This is a genomic window from Streptomyces flavochromogenes, from assembly GCF_000717595.1.
Classification (GTDB): domain Bacteria; phylum Actinomycetota; class Actinomycetes; order Streptomycetales; family Streptomycetaceae; genus Streptomyces; species Streptomyces flavochromogenes.
This window is the reverse complement of sequence record NZ_JNZO01000018.1, coordinates 276,526-293,487: the sequence shown is the minus strand read 5'-3', so window position 1 is coordinate 293,487 and position 16,962 is coordinate 276,526. Positions and strand designations below refer to the sequence as shown.

Sequence of the window (16,962 nt, the reverse complement as noted above, 5' to 3'; positions counted from 1 at the left end):
CGGTACGGACCGGATGAGCGGGCGCGCCTGGGGCGTGCTGTTCGTCCTGTGCGGCGCGATCTTCCTCGAGGGCATCGACGTGGCCATGCTCAACGTGGCCCTGCCGTCGATCCGCGAGGACCTGGACATGTCGACCGGCATGCTCCAGTGGGTCATGAGCGCCTACGTACTCGGTTACGGCGGGTTCATGCTGCTGGGCGGCCGGGCCGCCGACCTGTTCGGACGCCGCCGGATGTTCGTCTTCTGGCTGGTGGTCTTCCTGCTCTTCTCCGGCCTCGGCGGGTTCGCCACCGAGGGCTGGATGCTGATCGTCGCCCGCTTCGTGACCGGTGTCGCCGCCGCGTTCATGACTCCGGCCGGCCTGTCCATCATCACCACCAGCTTCGACGAGGGCCCTCAGCGCAACAAGGCGCTGCTCGTCTACTCCGGCACCGCGGCCGGCGGCTTCTCGATCGGCCTCGTCGTGGGCGGCCTGCTGGCCGCCGTCGACTGGCGCTGGGTGTTCTTCGCGCCGGTCGTCCTCAGTCTTCTCATCCTGATCGCGGCGATCGCCCTCATCCCGGGGTCGCCGCGCCCGGACCGCGCGGGCCGGGGCATCGACCTGGCGGGCTCGATCAGCGTCACCGGCGGCATCCTGCTCCTCGTCTTCGGCGTCGAGCGTGCCGCGCACGTCTCCGTGGCGTCGACGGTCGGCACCGTCGCCGCGAGCCTGGTGCTCTTCCTGGTCTTCGTCGCCGTCGAGCGCAGATCGCCCTCGCCGCTGGTGCGCCTGGGCCTCTTCCGCAACGGTTCGCTGGTCCGCGCCAACCTGGCGGGACTGCTCTTCGCCGCGGGCTTCTTCGGCTTCCAGTTCATCGCGGTGCTCTACCTGCAGGAGCTGCGCGGCTGGTCGACCCTGCAGACCAGCTTCGCCCTCATCGCCATCGGTGTGGACGCGGTCCTCTCCCCCACCCTCACGCCCCGGCTCGTGGCCAGGTTCGGCAACGCCCGGGTGATCTTCGGCGGTCTGCTCCTCGCCGCCTTGTCGTACGCGCTGTTCCTGCCGGTCGGCGCCGACTGGACGTACCTGGCGATGTTCCCGAGCCTGATCATCCTGGGCCTGGCCTTCTCCCTGGCCTACGGGCCGCTGACCATCGCCGCCACCGACGGCATCGCCGAGGAGGAGCAGGGCGTCGCCGGCGGTCTGCTGTACACGTCCTTCCAGTTCGGCGCCGCGCTGGGCCTGTCCGCCGTCGCCGCGGTGAACATCGCGGCCACGGACGGCACCTCGCCGACGGCGCTCCTCGACGGCTACCGGGCCGCCCTGGTCGTGCCGCTCGTCGCCGCCCTCGTCGCCGCCCTCGTCAGCGCCTTCGGCCTCCGCGGCCGGGCGGGGGCTGCCGACGCCGGACCCGGTCCCGGCACCGACCCCGCGGACATTCCCCGTACGGCCGAGCGCGTCGACGCGTCGATGTAGCCGTCCCGTCGACCACCGGAATACGGGATACGGGATACGGGATACCGAAAGGAATCGATATGGCCATCCGCGTGGAGTCCTTCTCGGAAATCGAGGACAAGTTCAACGCCTATATCCAGGACATCGTCTACTGCACCATGATCACCGTCGACAGTGCGTCGCGCCCCAGGGCCCGGGTACTGCTGCCGGTCTGGGAAGTGGTCGACGGAAGGCCGGTCGGCTGGCTCGCCGCCCACAGGACACCCGTCAAGGTGGCTCATCTGGCCGGCAACCCGCACACCACCTACTCGTACTGGAACCCGCGCCAGAACGCCGTGTTCATCGACAGCGTCTCGATCTGGGCGGAGGACCGGGAGAGCAGGCGGTACGCGTGGGACCTCTACCGCGAGGGAAGCCCCACGGGCGTCGGGTACGACCCCGCCGGATTCTGGCGCGGCGGTCCCGAGGACCCCGACTACCACGTCCTTCGCATCGAACCGTGGCGGGTTCAGGTGCTCCGGGGCTCGGACCTCGGCAGCCGGATCTGGACGGACGGGACCCGGCGCTGAGCGCGGCGCGGGCGGGGAGCGGGCCTCTCGCACGGCTGTCCGATCCCATCCCCTCCCATCCCCCCTTCCCCGAAACGGGTTTGTCCCCGCCCCGATCGCCCGCGAGGATGGCCGGGGACCCACTGCCGAGCCGAGAGCGGAGCGACCGACCATGTCCGGAACCGTCACCCTCGACCGCCGCGAAGGACCGTACGGAGAGGTCGTCCTCCGCCGTCGCGACGAGCACTACGAGATCATCGCCAACGGGACCTTCCTGATGGACACCTCCGACGGGCGCTCCGAGCGACTCCTGATCGACGCGGCGCAGGCCGCGCTCCCCGAGCCGTCCCGCGCCGGCGCGTCCGTCCTCGTCGGCGGTCTCGGCGTCGGTTTCTCGCTCGCCCACGCCGCCGCCGACCCCCGCTGGGGCCGGATCACGGTCGTCGAGCGTGAGGAGGCGATCATCGACTGGCACCGTCGGGGGCCTCTCGCCTCGATCTCGGGGGCCGCGCTCGCGGATTCCCGGACCGTGATCCTGCACACGGACCTGGTGGACCATCTCCGCACTTCCCCGGACACCTACGACGCCCTCTGTCTGGACATCGACAACGGACCCGACTGGACGGTCACCGAGGACAACGAATCCCTGTACGCGGCCGAGGGTTTGGCGGCCTGCGCGGCCCGTCTGAACCCCGGCGGCGTGCTCGCCGTCTGGTCCGCCCGGCCCTCCGCCGATTTCGAATGGTCCTTGCGGAATGCCGGATTCAGCGCGGTACGGACGGAAGAGATCCCCGTTGCCCGGGGCGTCCCCGACGTGGTTCACCTCGGCGTCCGCCCCGAGTAAGTCCTGGATAGCCGGGACGCCTGCGGTACCTCTAGGCTGCAGAGCCGACATCGGCGACGCGAGGCGGGGCAATGGAGCAGACACACACCACTCACCACGGTGCGGCGGCGACTCCGGGTGCCCAGCGCCGGGTGCTCGTGGTCGAGGACGACGCCACGATCGTGGAGGCGATCTCCGCTCGGCTGCGCGCCGAGGGCTTTCTCGTCCAGACCGCGACCGACGGCCCCGCGGCCGTCGACGCGGCCGAGGCATGGCAGCCGGACCTGATGGTCCTCGACGTGATGCTGCCCGGGTTCGACGGCCTGGAGGTGTGCCGCCGGGTCCAGGCCCAGCGCCCCGTCCCGGTCCTCATGCTGACCGCCCGCGACGACGAGACCGACATGCTGGTCGGCCTCGGCGTGGGCGCGGACGACTACATGACCAAGCCGTTCTCGATGCGGGAGCTGGCCGCCCGGGTGCACGTGCTGCTCCGCCGCGTGGAGCGGGCCGCGCTCGCGGCCGTGACCCCGCGCAGCGGCATCCTGCGCCTCGGCGAGCTGGAGATCGACCACGCGCAGCGCCGGGTCCGGGTGCGGTCCGAGGACGTGCACCTGACCCCGACCGAGTTCGACCTGCTGGTCTGCCTGGCGAGCACCCCGCGGGCGGTCCTCTCCCGCGAGCAGCTGCTCGCCGAGGTGTGGGACTGGGCGGACGCCTCGGGCACCCGGACCGTGGACAGCCACATCAAGGCGCTGCGCCGGAAGATCGGGGCCGAGCGGATCCGCACGGTCCATGGCGTCGGCTACGCGCTGGAGACCCCGGCGCTGTGAGCCGGCGGAGGCCCGGGCGGCCGCGGGAGCTGCGGGGGCCGGAAGGCGAGGCGCGCCGGCCGCGCCGGATCGCGATCTCGATCAAGACCAAGCTGGGCACGCTGGTGGTCGGGGCGGTCCTGCTGACCTCCGGGCTCGCGCTGGTGGCGATCCGGACGTCCACGGAGTTCCGGTACATCACCATCTTCGCGATGATCGCGACCCTGCTGATCACCCAGTTCGTGGCGCAGTCCCTGACGGCGCCGCTGGACGAGATGACCACGGTGGCCGGGACGATCTCGCGCGGGGACTTCACCCGGCGGGTGCGGGGCGCGGACCGGCGCGACGAGCTGGGCGACCTGGCGTCGACGATCAACCGCATGGCGGACGACCTGGAGGCGGTGGACCGGCACCGCAAGGAGCTGGTCGCCAATGTGTCGCACGAGCTGCGGACCCCGATCGCCGCACTCAGGGCCGTACTGGAGAACGTCGTGGACGGGGTCTCCGAGGCGGATCCGGAGACGATGCGGTCGGCGCTGAAGCAGACCGAGCGGCTGGGCCGGCTGGTGGAGACGCTGCTCGACCTGTCACGTCTTGACAACGGTGTCGTGGCGCTGAGGGCGAGCCGTTTCGAGGTCTGGCCGTATTTGTCCGGGGTTCTGCGCGAAGCGAACCTGGCCGCCTCGCAGCGCGGCCTCTCGTCCACCTCGGGCCTGCACAACCGCACGGACGTGCATCTGCATCTGGACGTGTCGCCGCCCGAGCTGGTGGCGCACGCGGACGCGGAGCGGCTGCACCAGGTGATGGCGAACCTGATCGACAACGCGGTGAAGCACTCGCCGCCGCACGGCCGCGTCACGGTCCGGGCCCGGCGCGGCCCGTACCCGGACTCCCTGGAGCTGGAGGTCGAGGACGAGGGTCCCGGCATCCCGGAGTCGGAGCGGCACAAGGTCTTCGAGCGGTTCAACCGGGGCACGGCGCCGCACCGGCAGGGCCCCGGGAGCGACGGCGGCACGGGGCTCGGCCTCGCGATCGCCCGCTGGGCGGTGGATCTGCACGGCGGCGGGATCGGGGTGGCCGAATCATCACGCGGCTGCCGCATCAGGGTCACTCTTCCGGGCAGCCTTCCGCCAAGAGATTGACGTAGGGTTCGAACCGGAAGAGCTCGTTCTGCGTGTACGTGGGGGAGACCTCCGCGCAAGTGAGCGGGACGTGGTCAGAGGTGCGGTCGAAGAGGGCCGTGCCTGCGCTTCTCCCTACCCTCACACATGCGGAACCACGCTTGTTTCCCGCCATTCACGGCCCCGAAACACCGCGTCAAGTGTGACTTGCGCGACGTTGGCGCTCCCCGCCTGCACCTCTCGGCCGGACAGGCGTAGCCTTTATTTCCGCTGTCCATCACCTTGTGAAGCGGAAGAGGGCGGTTGCCGCCGTGTCGTCTCAGTCCCCCAGTACCCCGAGCTCCCCGACCGACCAGGACGGGCAGGGCAAGAGCCCCGCAGCCGCCTTCGGTGCCAATGAGTGGCTCGTCGACGAGATCTACCAGCAGTACCTCCAGGACCCGAATTCGGTCGATCGTGCCTGGTGGGACTTCTTCGCCGACTACAAGCCCGGAGCGTCGGAGACCCCGACCGCCCCGGCTTCCACCACGCCGAGCGCCCCTGCGGTGCCGCAGGCGGGCCCCGCACAGGCCGCGCCTGCCGCTCCTGCGGCCGTTCCGGCTCCCGCGCCCGCTCCGGTCGCGGCCCCGGCCCCCGCAGCCGCTCCGGCGCCCGTGAAGGTCGCCGCGGCCCCTGCCGCGCCGGTCGCCGCCAAGCCGGCCGCCGCCCCGCCTGCCCCGGCCAAGGCCGCTCCGGCCGCCGCCAAGCCCGCGGCCGAGGCCCCGGCCGGCCCCGAGCTGATCACTCTGCGCGGTCCCGCCGCCGCGGTCGCGAAGAACATGAACGCCTCGCTCGAGGTGCCGACGGCCACGTCCGTCCGCGCCGTCCCGGTGAAGCTGCTCTTCGACAACCGGATCGTGATCAACAACCACCTGAAGCGCGCCCGGGGCGGGAAGATCTCCTTCACGCACCTCATCGGCTACGCGATGGTGCAGGCGATCAAGGCCATGCCGTCGATGAACTACTCCTTCGCGGAGAAGGACGGCAAGCCGACCCTGGTCAAGCCGGAGCACGTGAACTTCGGTCTCGCGATCGACCTGGTGAAGCCCAACGGCGACCGCCAGCTCGTCGTCGCGGGCATCAAGAAGGCCGAGACGCTCAACTTCTTCGAGTTCTGGCAGGCGTACGAGGACATCGTCAAGCGGGCCCGCGTGGGCAAGCTGACGATGGAGGACTTCACCGGCGTCACGGTCTCCCTGACCAACCCCGGCGGCCTCGGCACCGTTCACTCCGTCCCGCGTCTGATGCCCGGACAGTCGGTCATCATGGGCGTCGGCTCGATGGACTACCCGGCCGAGTTCCAGGGCACCTCCCAGGACACCCTGAACAAGCTGGGCATCTCGAAGGTCATGACCCTGACCTCGACGTACGACCACCGCGTCATCCAGGGCGCCGCCTCCGGCGAGTTCCTGCGCGTCGTCGCCAACTTCCTCCTCGGCGAGGAGGGCTTCTACGACGAGATCTTCAAGGCCCTGCGCATCCCCTACGAGCCGGTCCGCTGGCTCAAGGACATCGACGCGTCGCACGACGACGACGTCACCAAGGCCGCGCGCGTCTTCGAGCTCATCCACTCCTACCGGGTCCGCGGCCACGTCATGGCCGACACCGACCCGCTGGAGTACAAGCAGCGCAAGCACCCCGACCTGGACATCACCGAGCACGGCCTCACCCTGTGGGACCTGGAGCGGGAGTTCGCGGTCGGCGGCTTCGCCGGCAAGTCGATGATGAAGCTCCGCGACATCCTCGGCGTGCTGCGCGACTCGTACTGCCGCACCACCGGCGTCGAGTTCATGCACATCCAGGACCCGAAGCAGCGCAAGTGGATCCAGGACCGCGTCGAGCGCCCGCACTCCCGCGTGGAGCGCGAGGAGCAGCTGCGGATCCTGCGCCGGCTGAACGCCGCGGAGGCCTTCGAGACCTTCCTGCAGACGAAGTACGTCGGCCAGAAGCGCTTCTCCCTGGAGGGCGGCGAGTCCGTCATCCCGCTGCTCGACGCGGTCATCGACTCGGCCGCCGAGTCGCGCCTCGACGAGGTCGTCATCGGCATGGCCCACCGCGGCCGGCTGAACGTCCTGGCGAACATCGTCGGCAAGTCGTACGCGCAGATCTTCCGCGAGTTCGAGGGCAACCTCGACCCGAAGTCGATGCACGGCTCCGGCGACGTCAAGTACCACCTGGGCGCCGAGGGCACCTTCGTCGGTCTCGACGGCGAGGAGATCAAGGTCTCGCTGGCCGCGAACCCCTCGCACCTGGAGGCGGTCGACCCGGTCCTGGAAGGCATCGTCCGCGCCAAGCAGGACGTCATCAACAAGGGCGGCACGGACTTCACCGTCCTGCCCGTCGCCCTGCACGGTGACGCGGCCTTCGCCGGCCAGGGTGTCGTCGCCGAGACGCTGAACATGTCGCAGCTGCGCGGCTACCGCACCGGCGGCACGGTCCACATCGTCATCAACAACCAGGTCGGCTTCACCGCCGCCCCGGAGTCCTCGCGTTCCTCGATGTACGCGACCGACGTGGCCCGCATGATCGAGGCGCCGATCTTCCACGTGAACGGCGACGACCCGGAGGCCGTGGTCCGCGTCGCGCGGCTCGCCTTCGAGTTCCGCCAGACGTTCAACAAGGACGTCGTGATCGACCTCATCTGCTACCGCCGCCGCGGTCACAACGAGGGCGACAACCCGCAGTTCACCAACCCGCAGATGTACAACCTGATCGACAAGAAGCGTTCGGTGCGCAAGCTGTACACCGAGTCGCTCATCGGTCGCGGTGACATCACCCTCGAAGAGGCGGAGCAGGCGCTCCAGGACTTCCAGGGCCAGCTGGAGAAGGTGTTCGCGGAGGTCCGCGAGGCCACCAACGCCCCGGCGACGGCGACCGTGCCGGACGCCAAGGCCGCCTTCCCGGTCGGCGTCACCACCGCGGTCTCCGCCGAGGTCGTCAAGCGGATCGCCGAGTCGCAGGTCAGCGTCCCGGAGCGGATCACGGTCCACCCGCGTCTGATGCCGCAGATGCAGCGCCGCGCCGCCTCCGTCGAGGACGGCACGATCGACTGGGGCATGGGCGAGACCCTCGCCATCGGCTCGCTGCTGATGGAGGGCACCCCGGTCCGGCTGTCCGGCCAGGACTCCCGCCGCGGCACCTTCGGCCAGCGTCACGCGGTCCTGGTGGACCAGGAGACCGGCGAGGACTACACCCCGCTGCTCTACCTGACCGAGGAGCAGGCCCACTACAACGTCTACGACTCGCTGCTCAGCGAGTACGCGGCGATGGGCTTCGAGTACGGCTACTCGCTGGAGCGCCCGGACGCCCTGGTCATCTGGGAGGCCCAGTTCGGTGACTTCGTCAACGGCGCGCAGACCGTCGTCGACGAGTTCATCTCCTCGGCCGAGCAGAAGTGGGGCCAGACCTCCGGCGTCACGCTGCTCCTGCCGCACGGCTACGAGGGCCAGGGCCCGGACCACTCGTCCGCGCGCCCGGAGCGCTTCCTCCAGATGTGCGCCCAGGACAACATGACGGTCGCCATGCCGACGCTGCCGTCGAACTACTTCCACCTCCTGCGCTGGCAGGTCCACAACCCGCACCACAAGCCGCTCATCGTCTTCACCCCGAAGTCGATGCTGCGTCTCAAGGCCGCGGCGTCCAAGGCGGAGGAGTTCACCACCGGCGGCTTCCGCCCGGTGATCGGTGACGCGACGGCGAACCCGGCCGACGTCCGCAAGGTCGTCTTCTGCGCCGGCAAGGTCTACTACGACCTGGAGGCCGAGCGGCAGAAGCGCGGCGACACGGAGACCGCGATCATCCGCCTCGAGCGTCTGTACCCGCTGCCGGGTGCCGAGCTCCAGGCCGAGATCGCCAAGTACCCGAACGCCGCGAAGTACATCTGGGCGCAGGAGGAGCCGGCGAACCAGGGTGCGTGGCCGTTCATCGCGCTCAACCTGATCGACCACCTGGACCTGGCGGTCGGCGCGGACATCCCGGCGGGCGAGCGCCTGCGCCGGATCTCGCGTCCGCACTCCTCGTCCCCGGCGGTCGGCTCGGCCAAGCGCCACCAGGCCGAGCAGCAGCAGCTGGTCAACGAGGTCTTCGACGCCTGATCGACCGGAGTACGTACGGAGGCCCGGCACCCCGCGTGGGGTGCCGGGCCTCCGGCGTCTCCGCCGGGTGTGCGGGCTCAGCCCAGGTTGGCCTCGAAGTCCCAGTAGGGCCGGTTGCGCTGCCGTGCCGACAGGGTGTGCGGGTGCTGAGCGCCCAGCGTGCGGGTGAGGGTGAGCAGGGCGTCCTCCTCCAGCTTCCCGGCCTCCTCGGTCTCCCTGAGTCCGCGCAGATCGGTGGCGAGGGCCACCTGGCACGACAGGGTGAGCGGGTGCTCGTTGCCGAGGGTGTGCCGGGCCCGGCGGAGGGTGTCCCGGCTGAGCTCGGCCGCGTCGTGCACCCGGCCGTTGAAGTTCCGGGCGGCTCCGGTGTTGAGCGCGCAGCCGAGCACCCAGGGGTGGTCGGACCCGAGCGAGGAGGTCAGGCCGGCGAGGGCGGCCTCCAGGATGGCCAGGGCGTCCGCGCGTTCGCCGGAGGCCTGGAGGACGAGGGCGGTGTTGGCGAGGACGCCGGTGGCCACGGGGTGCGCGGGGCCGAGGAGGGCGCGGTAGCCGGCCTCGGCCTCGCGGCTGAGTTCGCGCGCGTGGTCGAGGTCACCGTGCTCGCGGAGGTAGTTGGCGTAGTTGTTGATCGACGCGAGGGTGATGTAGTGGTCGCGCCCGTGCACCTGCTGCATCTGTTCGAGCACGCTCGCCATGGTGGCACCGAGATCCTGCGGGAACCCGCCCTCCCGCCGACGGCACAGGGCGAGCTGTGCCCGTGCGTACAGGGTCTGCAGGTGCTGGGGCCCCATGACCCGGACGTGCACGCGGACGTTGGCCTCCTGACGGGCCAGCGCCTCACGGTACTGGCCGAGCAGGCGCTGGTCCTGGGCGACGTTGTTGCCGAGGATGAGGGTCTGGGAGTGCAGGGCGCCGAGGGCGCTCTCCGCGCGCGTGAGGGTGGCGATGTCCTGCTCGTACGCCTCCTTGTAGCGCCCGAGCACCCGCAGGGCGACCCCGAGGTTGTTCCCGGCGACGAGGGTGAGGAACTCGTTCTCGCCGAGCAGACGCCGGGACTCGGCGACGACGTCGCGCTGCATCCGCTCCGACTCCTGGTACTGACCGAGGAAGCGGAGGTCGCTGGCGATGGAGATGTCCGATCGGAGCGAGCCGAGCGGGTCGGAGGTCTCCGCCTCGTCGAGGCGGGTGCGCAGGGCGAGATCGAGTTGGTACGCGTCACGGAAGCGCCCGTAGTTGCGCAGGATGGAGCACTCCTGGCTGGTGAGCTCCTGCATCTCGGAGCTCACCGGGTCCATGAAGGTGGACCAGTTCTCCCGGATCCGCTCCGCGAGCCGGATGCCGGCCCGGTATTCGGCGCTGCGGAAGCAGTAGCGCAGACAGTTGAGGACGGCGGTCTGCACGCGTGGGTTACGGCTGTTCAGAGCCCCGGAGGGTTCCAGGTGCGGCAGGAGTTCGGCGTAGCGGGGCCAGTTCCTGCTGTCCATGGGGTTGCCGGGATCGGCCTCGGCGAGCAGGGTGCGGACGGCCTTGCGGTGGGCCGTGCGGTGTTCGCCGTCGGTGAGCCGGGCCACGATGTCGTGGACGAGCCGGTGCATGTGCACGGACTCCTGGTGGGGGCCCATCTCCCCGCTCGGGACCGGACCGCGTGACTCGCGGCTGAGCACGGAGTAGTTGACCAGGGTGTCCAGGGCCCGGGACCAGGCGGCGAGGTCGGTGACCATCCAGCGCAGGTCCTCGGGGAGGTCGGCCTGCGGATAGGCGCGGACGATGCCGAGCGGGATGCGGCCGGGGGCGAAGGAGGCGCACAGGCTGAGCACGTCGATGGCCTGCGGCTGGGTGCGTCGGAGCCGGTTGATCAGTATCGACCAGGAGGTCAGGGAGGCGTTGGGGATGCCGTCGCCGCCGGCCGGCTCGTCCATGGCGTTGATCCGTCCCTCGCGGACCATGCGCAGGTACTCGGGGACCTCCATCCGGGACTCGCCGAGCCAGGCGGCGGCCTGGACCAGCTGCAGCGGCACGTCGCCGAACTCGGCGGCGACCTCGTCGGCCTCGGGTGCGGTGATGTGCGGGGCACGGCGCATCAGATAGGCCGTGGACTCGGCCCGGTCGAAGCCCCGGATGCTCAGGGTGTCCGTGAACTCGCCCCAGCCGCGGTTGCGTGAGGTGATCAGTACGTGGCCGGGTCCCTGCGGCAGCATCACGTTCGCGCCGTCGGTGTCGTCCCAGCCGTCGAAGACGACGAGCCAGCGGGAGTGCGGGTCTCCGCGGCGCAGCGCCTCGCGGACGGCACGGATGCGTTCGCCGGGCTCGTTGCCGGTGGTCAGGCCGAGTTCGGCGGCGAGTTCGCCGAAGCGGTCGCGCTGCACGTTGCGGTCGTCGGAACTGACCCACCAGACGACGTCGTAGTCGGAGCTGAAGCGGTGGGCGTACTCGGCGGCCATCTGGGTCTTGCCGATCCCGGACATGCCGACCAGGGTGCACGCGGCGTTGCCCCGGCCGGCGTCCATGAGTCGCGCCTGAAGCTCGGTGAGCAGGTCGTCGCGGCCGGTGAAGCGCGGGTTGCGGCGCGGGATCTCACCCCAGATCTCGGGGGGTGTGTCCGGGAAGCGGATGAGGGACCCGGCGTGCAGCCGGCGGCCGGAGGCCCGACGCGGATCGATGCCGAGCCGGCTGAGCAGGCGTGCCTCGGCCTCCTCCTCGCCGACGCCCCACAGGCTGACGGGTTCGAGGACGGCGGTGGCCGGGAGCAGGGGCCGGTTGGTGAGGTTGACCGCGGCGAACCGCTCGGAATGGGCGGCGACGAAGCCGCGCAGTACGTCGTTCCACTCACCGGAGGCCCGGGGGCCGAGCTGGAAGAACCAGTCGTCCAGGACGAGCAGCACCTGGCCCCGGGCGAGCAGGAGGTCGCCGAGCGAGTCTTCGAGGGGCACCTCGCGCGGAGGGTCCCAGCGCTGGAGGCTGGCGCGCACGCCGTGGGCGTCGAGCCGTTGGTTGACCCAGGTCGCCCAGGGACGGTGATAGCCGGGGAAGACCACGAGGACGTGTTCCGGCCCGTTCCTGCCCCCGTGGTCCGCCGCGCCGCCCGACCGCTGTTCCGCCATCTGTCGTGTCTCCCGTCCCGCTCCCGCGCAACGCGGTGTCATGTGCCGTGGGCACAGTGTTACCCAGCGACGAGGGGGGTCGTGCCGAGGCTCGCGTGGTGCTGCCGCATTTGATACGCGAACTCCCGCCCCTCCCTAGTCAGTTCATCGGATTCAAGCAGGATCGTCAGCGCCTCGCCCACCTGATCGTGGAGCTCGTCGAACTGTTGCCCGGCATCGGACCGCCAGGACGTCGGCACCCCCTCGACGGTGGCGGCGCGGCGCCACAGATCGGCGAGCGCCAGATGCGCGTAGGCGCCGTGCAGCACGCCGGCGATGGGCCGCGGGTCCGGCCGCCAGCCCACCTGGTGCACGGCGTCCCGCCCGGGGCCGTACAACGGCACGAGTTCGTGGAGCGTGGCCAGCTTGCTGTGGTGCAGCTCGTGGACGAGCGTCTCGGCCATCCCCCACGCCTCGTCGGGCAGCGAGGTCAGCACGGCTCCGGGAGCCGCGCTCAGGGTGGCACCGCGGTGGCCCGGCCCGCACGGGACGAGCGGGACGACGACACGGACCGAGCGGGTGACCTCGAAGGCCCGGCCCGGGTCGGTACGCGCGAGCAACTCCTGGGCCGCGCGCCAGCGGGCGGACCAGACGGCGTGGTCGGTGTCGACGTGGCCGGCGGGGGTGCCGATGGAGCCGCCGGCCGTGCCCACCGGCACCCTGTACGGGTCGAGGTCGTCCAGACGCGTGGTGCCACGGGGCAGCGAACGCACGGGACTCCAGTCGGGCCCGCGTCCCGCGAGCACGCCCCGGCGCCCGGCGAGGAGGGTGAGGACGGTGGGTGCGGGATGCCGGCCGGCGTCCGGATGAAACCGTGCGGTCCGGTTGCCGGCAAGGATCCGGACGCGGTCGGAGGGCATCCGCAGCCGGCCCACGCCCGGCAGGGAGAGCAGGCCGTCCGCGGTCTCGACGGTCAGGTCGAGCGGGTCGCCGGAGCGCAGGGCGGCGGTGAGCGCGACCATGTCGAGACGGGTCAGCAGGCGGTCGAAGTCCGGCCCGGCGGGCTCGGCGAGCGCGGCGGCCAGCCAGACGCCGGTCGTCGGGTAGTCGAGAACGTCCCGGACCACGGCGGGATGGTGCCGCTCGACTTGTTCGAGCAGGTCCCAGGAGCGCTCGAACCGGCCCAGCGCACCCGTTCCGACGGAAGCCCGCTCCCGGTGGACGCGCACCAGGAGCGCCTTGAGGAGCAGCAGCCGCCGTGTGTGCAGGGCGGACCGCAGCAGGGTCAGCCCGGCCGGGGCGGGGCTGGTCCGGGCCAACTCGGCGAACGCGGAGGCCGGCAGGGACGCGACGTTCATGTCCGCCCCCCTTCGAGCCCCCGTGCCGTGCCGCCGTCGCCCGGCGGGCATCTGGCCGGAAACGGCCGGTCGGAGCCGCCCCTCCCCCGGAGGTCAGCCGTGGGACCCGTCCCCGTTGCTCTCCAGCCAGGAGTCGCCGAGGTCCCGCGTCCGCCAGAACACCCGCTCGACGGCTGCCTCCAGGTCGGGATCGTCCATGAAGCGCAAGGTCCGCAGGTCCACGCCGGTGAGATCGGGCAGGCGCCGGGGTCGTCCTTCAGCCCGGTCGACGCCTGCGACCCGCTTCGTGTGCTCCAACACCCTCGGCTCCTCCTCACCGGCCTTTGCCCCCCACGGTCGTAGCGGCGGAGCGGTTCTTCCCTACGCCTCAGAGACGGAAACCCGTTCGACTCAACTGCGCCCATGCGCGCCCCCGTGATCCAGCCGTTCCGCTTCTCCTTCCCGCCACGCCCACCAGGGCGGCGTGATCCTGCGCCGTTCCTCGCGGGAGAACCGCTCCGGCCGGGGGCGGGGGTCGGCACCGACCTCGGCGAGCAGGGCCCGGGTCCGCTCCACGTCCGCCCAGTCCACCGCCACCAGCACGCCGTCCAGCCGCCGCCACTGCTCGGCGGCCTCTTCGAGGAGGGCCGCGGCCTGACCGACACGGTCCATCAGGTACAGCACGGCTCCCTGGGCATGGAGTGCCCGCGCCAGCGTGACCGTGCCGGGGGTGTCGCCGCGGGCGGCGCGGATGCCGTCGGCGGCTCGCTGGAAGGCGGTGAGGGCACCGACGAGCTGCCCGTCCCTCGCCGCCTCGCTCAGCTGCAGCTGCACCCAGCCCAGTTGGAGCGAGACCTCGGCCCGGGTCTCCGGGTCGCGGGCGGTGCGGACGGCCTCGTCGAGCAGGTGACGGCTCTCGTACAGGTCCGGCAGGAAGCCCGCGCGGTCGAAGCGCAGCGCGAGCACGCTGCCGATGAGGATCCGGGCCCGCTCGCGGGCGGCGGCTCCGGCGGGGAGGCTGGTGAGGGCCTCGCGCAGGACGCCCTCGGCCCGGTCGACCGGTGCCGTGCCCGTACCCGCGGCGGCCCGCCGCAGCAGCGATCCGCCCCAGGCGAGCAGGAGCGGTCCGCGCTGTTCGCTGTCGGCGGGGGCGAGCAGGGTGGCCTCCTCGTACGCCGCGTCGGCCGCGGCACCGTCGCCCTCCGTGTCGTACAGCCGCGCGCGTGCGGTGGTGAAGCGCAGCCGCAGGGCGCGCGCGTCGCCGAGGAGGGGTTCGGCGCGGTCGAGCACGAGACCGATGCGGCCGGGGGCGGCCCCGGAGAGATGGAGGGCGTCGGCGAGGTCGAGGAGGGCGGCGGCGCTCTCGTGCAGGGTGAGGGCGGCGGTGAGTTCGGTGGCCGCCTCCGCGCCGTCACCGCGCGCGAGGAGCAGCCGGCCGCGCCGCAGATGGAGGGTGTGGCGGGCGGTCTCCGGCCAGCGGTCGGCGGCTTCGGCGAGGGCGCTGAGGGCCGCGTCGAGATGGCCGGTCTCGTCGCTGTCCCGCCACAAGGCATGGTGGACGACGGCCAGTTCGAGCCGGGCCTCGGCCCATGCCTCCCCGCCGGTCCCGGCGAGCTCCCCGGCCCGTACGAGCGTGTCGGCGGCCGCGCCGAGGAGCTCGGGGCGGCGGCCGGTGCGGCGGGCGGCGGCGGTGCCGGCCTCGGCGTACAGGGCGCGGGCGAGGACGATCCGGGCCTCGACCGGTTCGGCCGGGAGCGCCGCCTCGGCGCGCTCGCGTGCTCCGGCGAGCAGGGCCGGGTCGGACTGGGCGCGGCCCTGCGCGAGGAGGCGGCGGGCCTCGGTGAGCGGGTCGGGGGTGACGAGGTCGGGGTGGTAGAAGCGGAGTACGCGCGCGGGGATACGGGCGAAGAGTTCGGTCTCGGGGCCGTCGGGTCCCAGGGGCTCGTCGGTCGCCTCGGTCTCCTCGGGGAGGTCGGCCGTCCGGCCGTGGCTCCGTCGGGTCCCCGGCGCGGCCGCGGTCCCGGTCCCGGTGTCGGCCTCGGTGTCGGCGCCCGCGAGGCGCGCGGCGGCGAGCGCCGGGAAGTTGCGCATGCCCTGGCCGAAATTGCGCTCCACGTATGCGGAGCAGTGCTTGAGGACGAGGGCGGCGGCGCTGGGGTCGAGCGAGCCGAGGAAGTGCTGCTGGATGCCGGGCGGATAGCTGAAGCAGGGGTACGGGGTGGGCCCGGGCAGTCGTCGCAGGAGCCCGCTGAGCAGCACCTCGGCCAGCTCCATGGGGCCGGTGTCGGGGAGCATGGCGCGCTGCACGAGCTGCATCACGGGCAGGGTCAGCGGGGCCGCCGCGAGGTGGACGGCGAGCCGGAGCGCGCCGGGTGAGGCCGCGGCCCGGAAGGCGCGCAGCAGGTCGTCGTCGCTCCGTGCGGCGCGGGGGGTCCTGGGCGCACGGGGCTCCACCGCCTCGGGGGCGAGCCAGGCGGCCCAGCCGCGTACGGCGTTGCCGCCGTGGCCGGTGTGGAGCCGGGTCCAGGAGGCGAAGGCCTCCGGGGTCGGGGTGAGCACGGGGACGGCTCTGCGGCCGGGGGCGAGTGGCCCCCAGGGCTCCTCGTCGGAGCGGAAGGCGGTGTGGCCGCCGGGGGTGGCGGAGCGCTGGAAGGTGCCGGGCTCGGCGGGGAGCGCGGTGCGGGGCCAGAGGCGCGGCGGCAGCGGCTGGACGAGGGCGAGCGGGGAGTTGCGGGGCCACTGGCGGAGGAAGCGCTGGGCGGCGCCGCGCTGCCAGAGGGGTCCGACGCAGTCGCTGACGACCAGGGTGAACCGGCGGCCTGTGGGGTCGTGGAGCTGGTCGACGGGGCGCAGCCGGGGGCGGCCGTCGGCGCCGGAGGTGGTGGTGACGAGTGGGGGGCCTTCCCCGGCGTCGTACAGCCGGTGCACCTGGACGTCCCGGAAGGCGCCGGACTGCTGGCAGGCCTGGCGGAGTTCCTCGACCATCCGGCTCCAGACGACCATGGCGGGGCCGGTGTCCATGAGGAGCTGGATGTCGGGGCGGCGGCCCGCCGCCGGGCGCATCACGGGGGTGAGGATGCCGGCGGCTGCGCTGCGCTCGGCGGTGGCCTCCTCGTCGAGGACGCCCTCGCCGGGGCGGTGGGGTGCGGGGGCGTAGGCGCGCAGGGGGCGGAGGGCCTTCTGGAGTCCTAAGAGCCCGGGCAGCGCGTTGGCGCCGGGCGCGCGGACGGGCAGGGTCGCGCCCCGGTCCGTACGCCGCTCCTCACCGGTGGCTCCCGTGTCCCCCGGGGTGTGGGTGGCGTCGGCGGCTGGTGTTCCGCTGTTGGCTCCGGCTTCTCCCGTGGTTCCTGTGGTTCTCGTTGTTCCCGTGGCCATGTGGAGGGAGACGGACTCGCGTGGGCCGCCGGGCCCGGCCGCCGCACCCCCGTCCTCGCCGGCGGCACCGGCCGGGCCGCCGCCCGGGTCATGGCCGTCGGCGGAACCGCCCCCGGCCGTCTCCCGCCGAGGATCGGCCGGCGGTCCCTGCGCCCCCTCCGCCCCTTCCTGGTCCGGGGTCGGGCCGGGGAGCCATTGGGACAGCCAGAGGGCGTCCGCGACGTCCTCGGCGGTGGGGTCCTGGCCACCGGCCCGCAGTCTGCGGGTGAGTTCCTCCAGATGCATCCGGTGCATCCGATCG

10 protein-coding genes are annotated in these 16,962 nt (G+C 72.3%); 6 read left to right on the top strand and 4 right to left on the bottom strand.

The window, feature by feature from the left end; translation table 11 throughout:
* Positions 1-13: 13 nt before the first annotated feature.
* From IF00_RS0123095 to IF00_RS0123070, 6 genes are all read left to right on the top strand, one after another.
* On the top strand, positions 14-1,456 hold the full coding sequence (locus IF00_RS0123095) for an MFS transporter (protein ID WP_030320945.1): 1,443 nt from the start codon (positions 14-16) through the stop codon (positions 1,454-1,456).
* Positions 1,457-1,515: 59 nt separating this feature from the next.
* A complete protein-coding gene (locus IF00_RS0123090) occupies positions 1,516-2,004 on the top strand; it encodes a pyridoxamine 5'-phosphate oxidase family protein (protein WP_030320943.1) in 489 nt (162 codons plus the stop codon).
* A 151-nt stretch (positions 2,005-2,155) separates the two neighbouring features.
* Entirely contained in the window at positions 2,156-2,827 is a 672-nt protein-coding gene (locus IF00_RS0123085) for a spermidine synthase family protein (RefSeq protein ID WP_030320942.1), read from the top strand.
* Between the two features lie 71 nt (positions 2,828-2,898).
* Positions 2,899-3,636 (top strand): response regulator transcription factor, encoded by a 738-nt coding sequence (locus IF00_RS0123080; protein WP_030207163.1) that lies wholly within the window; start codon positions 2,899-2,901, stop codon positions 3,634-3,636.
* A 29-nt stretch (positions 3,637-3,665) separates the two neighbouring features.
* Entirely contained in the window at positions 3,666-4,757 is a 1,092-nt protein-coding gene (locus tag IF00_RS0123075) for a HAMP domain-containing sensor histidine kinase (RefSeq protein ID WP_051820576.1), read from the top strand.
* Between the two features lie 290 nt (positions 4,758-5,047).
* Entirely contained in the window at positions 5,048-8,869 is a 3,822-nt protein-coding gene (locus IF00_RS0123070) for a multifunctional oxoglutarate decarboxylase/oxoglutarate dehydrogenase thiamine pyrophosphate-binding subunit/dihydrolipoyllysine-residue succinyltransferase subunit (protein ID WP_030320939.1), read from the top strand.
* A 77-nt stretch (positions 8,870-8,946) separates the two neighbouring features.
* Here IF00_RS0123070 and fxsT read toward each other — a convergent pair whose 3' ends face one another.
* The 4 genes from fxsT to IF00_RS0123050 form a co-directional block, all read right to left on the bottom strand.
* On the bottom strand, positions 8,947-11,970 hold the full coding sequence (gene fxsT / locus IF00_RS0123065) for an FxSxx-COOH system tetratricopeptide repeat protein (protein WP_030320937.1): 3,024 nt from the start codon (positions 11,968-11,970) through the stop codon (positions 8,947-8,949).
* Positions 11,971-12,029: 59 nt separating this feature from the next.
* Positions 12,030-13,307 (bottom strand): HEXXH motif domain-containing protein, encoded by a 1,278-nt coding sequence (locus tag IF00_RS0123060; protein WP_051820562.1) that lies wholly within the window; start codon positions 13,305-13,307, stop codon positions 12,030-12,032.
* A gap of 93 nt (positions 13,308-13,400) precedes the next feature.
* On the bottom strand, positions 13,401-13,607 hold the full coding sequence (locus tag IF00_RS0123055) for a hypothetical protein (protein ID WP_158710513.1): 207 nt from the start codon (positions 13,605-13,607) through the stop codon (positions 13,401-13,403).
* Between the two features lie 90 nt (positions 13,608-13,697).
* A complete protein-coding gene (locus tag IF00_RS0123050) occupies positions 13,698-16,955 on the bottom strand; it encodes an SAV_2336 N-terminal domain-related protein (protein WP_051820561.1) in 3,258 nt (1,085 codons plus the stop codon).
* Positions 16,956-16,962 lie beyond the last annotated feature (7 nt).

Excerpts from the sequence above, each read along its gene's own strand:
- IF00_RS0123080 (WP_030207163.1), top strand. The coding sequence starts at position 2,899 with ATGGAGCAGACACACACCACTCACCACGGTGCGGCGGCGACTCCGGGT.
- IF00_RS0123050 (WP_051820561.1), bottom strand. The coding sequence starts at position 16,955 with ATGCACCGGATGCATCTGGAGGAACTCACCCGCAGACTGCGGGCCGGT.
- IF00_RS0123085 (WP_030320942.1), top strand. The coding sequence starts at position 2,156 with ATGTCCGGAACCGTCACCCTCGACCGCCGCGAAGGACCGTACGGAGAG.
- IF00_RS0123095 (WP_030320945.1), top strand. The coding sequence starts at position 14 with ATGAGCGGGCGCGCCTGGGGCGTGCTGTTCGTCCTGTGCGGCGCGATC.
- IF00_RS0123090 (WP_030320943.1), top strand. The coding sequence starts at position 1,516 with ATGGCCATCCGCGTGGAGTCCTTCTCGGAAATCGAGGACAAGTTCAAC.
- fxsT (WP_030320937.1), bottom strand. The coding sequence starts at position 11,970 with ATGGCGGAACAGCGGTCGGGCGGCGCGGCGGACCACGGGGGCAGGAAC.
- IF00_RS0123060 (WP_051820562.1), bottom strand. The coding sequence starts at position 13,307 with ATGAACGTCGCGTCCCTGCCGGCCTCCGCGTTCGCCGAGTTGGCCCGG.